This is a genomic window from Prevotella sp. CAG:255, from assembly GCF_000431195.1.
Classification (GTDB): Bacteria; Bacteroidota; Bacteroidia; order Bacteroidales; family Bacteroidaceae; genus Prevotella; species Prevotella rara.
In genome coordinates, this window is record NZ_HF986832.1 from 1 (window position 1) to 691 (window position 691).

General features: G+C 49.8%; 1 protein-coding gene and 1 pseudogene. Both read left to right on the top strand.

Annotated elements, in window-relative coordinates; all coding sequences use genetic code 11:
• The first annotated feature begins 283 nt into the window (after positions 1-283).
• The gene (locus QVO66_RS10430) at positions 284-511 is read left to right on the top strand and encodes a hypothetical protein (RefSeq protein ID WP_021855434.1); all 228 of its coding nucleotides are present in this window, start codon (positions 284-286) and stop codon (positions 509-511) included.
• 53 nt (positions 512-564) lie between these two features.
• Positions 565-691: pseudogene (locus QVO66_RS10435) on the top strand (peptidase S24); the annotation flags it as partial.

Below are 691 nucleotides of genomic sequence, written 5' to 3' on the forward strand. Positions count from 1 at the left end.
ATTACGGATGAAAATGGTTACTTTTGTTTCGGCTCGGCAAGTACCTGCAAGCCAAAGGCAAAACTTCCGCTTTGCAAGAGGTGGCATTTGACGCTGCAATATGCCACCTTTTATTTCCCAAAACACGGCAAATCGGAAGGTAAAAGACGGCCTTTGCAGAACTGTACATAACTATTTGATTGTCTGCTAATTACAACCGGTCGGGAGACAAAAGCCATATTGCACTTTATTTTACAAAAAGACATTGTCTTTAATACTGACAAATGACGAAACAAAAACGAAGATGAAAGACCAGTTAAGACTGCTCAGAACCTGCATATACAACGAAATTCCTGCCGTAGTATTCCAGGGTGACGACTCGTGCGCTCCCGAAATACTTGAAGCCGCGAAGGAGATTTACCGCCGTCACGGCTGTTCGGAAGAGTTCCTTTACGACTGGCAGCTGCTCGTAGACGAGGTGAAGGCTTACCAAGTGGAGAACGGCGCAAGGGTGAAACTTCCCCGGTTGTAGCCCTCGGAGGCCGAAACCGTAAGGGACGAGATGGCAAGAAGGGAGGCCGCGGGATGAAACTCATAATGTATTCGGCCGACCTCTCGAAGGAGCTTGCACTGACGTTCGCCGACGGCGGCATACGTGCCGGATTCCCCTCGCCTGCCCAAGACTACATGGGCGAGAGCATCGACCTCAACC

Bases quoted from the DNA above. Each gene is read 5' to 3' on its own strand.
- QVO66_RS10430 (WP_021855434.1), top strand. From the start codon at position 284: ATGAAAGACCAGTTAAGACTGCTCAGAACCTGCATATACAACGAAATT.